At 47.0% G+C, this 2,370-nt stretch carries 3 protein-coding genes and 1 pseudogene; 3 read left to right on the plus strand and 1 reads right to left on the minus strand.

Translation table 11 applies throughout. From position 1 onward, the window contains the following. Positions 1-237, minus strand: a pseudogene (locus tag ABD76_RS28995) (hypothetical protein); the annotation flags it as partial. Positions 238-365: 128 nt separating this feature from the next. Here ABD76_RS28995 and ABD76_RS13155 point away from each other — a divergent pair. The 3 genes from ABD76_RS13155 to ABD76_RS13165 form a co-directional block, all read left to right on the plus strand. Further along, entirely contained in the window at positions 366-665 is a 300-nt protein-coding gene (locus ABD76_RS13155) for an ABC transporter permease (protein ID WP_197257523.1), read from the plus strand. Positions 666-1,302: 637 nt separating this feature from the next. Beyond that, positions 1,303-1,788 (plus strand): nuclear transport factor 2 family protein, encoded by a 486-nt coding sequence (locus ABD76_RS13160; protein ID WP_197257521.1) that lies wholly within the window; start codon positions 1,303-1,305, stop codon positions 1,786-1,788. 80 nt (positions 1,789-1,868) lie between these two features. Then, the coding region (locus ABD76_RS13165; protein ID WP_197256132.1) for an IS630 family transposase at positions 1,869-2,370 on the plus strand (502 nt) is incomplete at its 3' end.

The raw sequence follows: 2,370 nt of genomic DNA on the forward strand, positions 1-2,370 counted from the left end.
CCAGTCCCAGAAATCCAGATGTCGCCAGTGCTTGATCTCACTGTCGTATGCCTTACATTCAGCGCTGCACCGCGGACAGGCAAATACTGCTCCGCGCTCAAAATCAAGATGCAAGTGCCAAGCTTGTTCCTGATCGTCAAACTCAATATGCGTCAGTTTCCATGGCTCTTCCAACTGCAATGCTACGTTAAACATGTCCATGATCAAATTGTCACTACTGCTTAATGAGGTCCACATTTATCAATCCGCTCCTATTAACGTAATACTGAGCAGTATTGACTATTTTTCTATAATTCAGACTTTAAGCCATTCAGTATAGCGAGGAGGCCAAGTTTATATAGGGGCTAAATAGCGCTTACCTATCTATATTCAGCATAGGACTGCTGGTAGGTGGAGTAGCGCCAAACAGTAAAATAGCAAGTATCTTAGCCAGTGTATTATATTTTCCTATGCTCATCTTTTCGGGTGCTACCTTACCTTATGAGGTTATGCCCAAGGCACTTCAACAAGCAGCCGATATACTCCCGCTGACACAGGGCATTAAGCTGATGAAAGCTGCTTCGCTTGGCTTCCCTATCCATAGTGTTCTACTTCCGGTTATCGTGATGATTATACTTGCGATAATCTGCACTAGCGTTTCGATTCGATTTTTCAAATGGGAATAACAGCCGAAGGATATTTCACGGAAAACGAAACGACGCCCCGCCACCTTACGTCCACAAATTGACTGGCCGCAACGCGGTTAGGTGGTGGGGTGACCGTTATGTACAAAAGTGACGAAGCGGATGGACGGTTACACGCTTTTGTATCCATGACCTTGCCTTTGCCAGTCGAATACCTTCTGTTCCGTTCGTTCCGTAAAATCCCGCTTCTTATCCTGGGATCAAGGAGATCTATTGTTTCTTGGAAGTCCCCCTCCTCATTTCGCACTGCCGCTTCTGCCACTCTTTCCTGCAATCGATTCAAAGATGTTCTCCCCCTTATGCCGATTAGCGACTCAATTCGAAAATTAACCTATAACACGTATTCGCCAACCCGCTTCATACTCCTTTTCTTCTCCCCTCTCTGGTTCGGAATCGGTCAGCCCCTTCCGCACCTGGGCACTAATCAATTTGTCAGTTGCGGGGTGACAGGGATTGCATGAACATGTACATTTTCTGACTGACTCAGTGAATCCAAAACCCAAATGTAGAAAAGGAGAGAAGGGAATAATAATATATAGGAATATTATTCTGAAGGCGCAAGAGGGAGGCTTTTACAAAGTCCCGAACGCCGACATGCTACTGTGGAAGGTGAAGCGGAATGGACAAAATGAAATCGGATTATGGCAATTTTCGAGTGAGCTGCCCTGAAAATTGCGGAAATGCGCCAAAAAAGCTATTGCTGAAGGAACTCCATATCGCATTCACTGCCGGCGATATCCCCTTCATCCTGGAGCAAATGACGGATGATATGGTGTGGAACGTGGTCGGAGCGCAGAAGATGGAAGGCAAAGACAAGTTGGCCGCAGCTCTGATTCGCCTGAAAAGCGGCAAAGCGATCGCACTCCAGATCAGCAGCATCATCACGCACGGCACGAGCGGCTCTGCCAACGGCAGCATCACGCTGGACACGGGCCAAGGCTATGCATTTTGCGGCGTGTATCATTTCAACCGAGCGAAGCAGGCCAAAATTAAAAGAAGTCACTTTATATATCATTCAATTATGACGGGAGTATGGCAAAAAAACTGGGGTTATTTGTGTAGAAGTCACTTGTTGTTTCGACTTGTGCCGGGCTATATAGAATAAACTATTGAACTTCCATAACAGGAGGGTTTTGTCCCATCATTGTCGAATTCAGAAATACCCTGAATGAGGCGGTGAATGAGATGGATAACAAGGAAGCGCTGGCTGCAGTTGAAGAACGAATAAGAACGACGAAGGATCGCCGCATGTACGAGCGACTTCAAACCGTACGTTTACGATTAATGGGCAAGTCTGTACGCGAGATTGCCACGATCATCTGTCGTTCGGAGAAAACTATTCGCCTTTACATCCGCGCCTATGAAAAAGAAGGGTTGTCGGGCTTGGCCATGCAATTCTCTCCCGGGCGATCCCCACGCCTGACGAAAGAACAGCGGGACGCATTGAAGCAAGTCATTGTGAACCAGGTGCCAGCAGACGTTGGATTCACCGCCAAATTCAATTGGACGTTGCAACTGATAGCAGACTACATTGAGCGTACGTATGGATGTACCTATTCGCTGCGCGGCGTTTCGAAGATGATGGAACATATGGGCATGAGCTATACGAAACCGACGTATACGCTTGCCGCTGCAGACCCTGTTAAACAACAACAGTTTGTCGAAGAAACGTTTCCGGCTCTAAAAA

This window comes from Paenibacillus dendritiformis, assembly GCF_015845845.1.
Lineage (GTDB): Bacteria > Bacillota > Bacilli > Paenibacillales > Paenibacillaceae > Paenibacillus_B > Paenibacillus_B dendritiformis_C.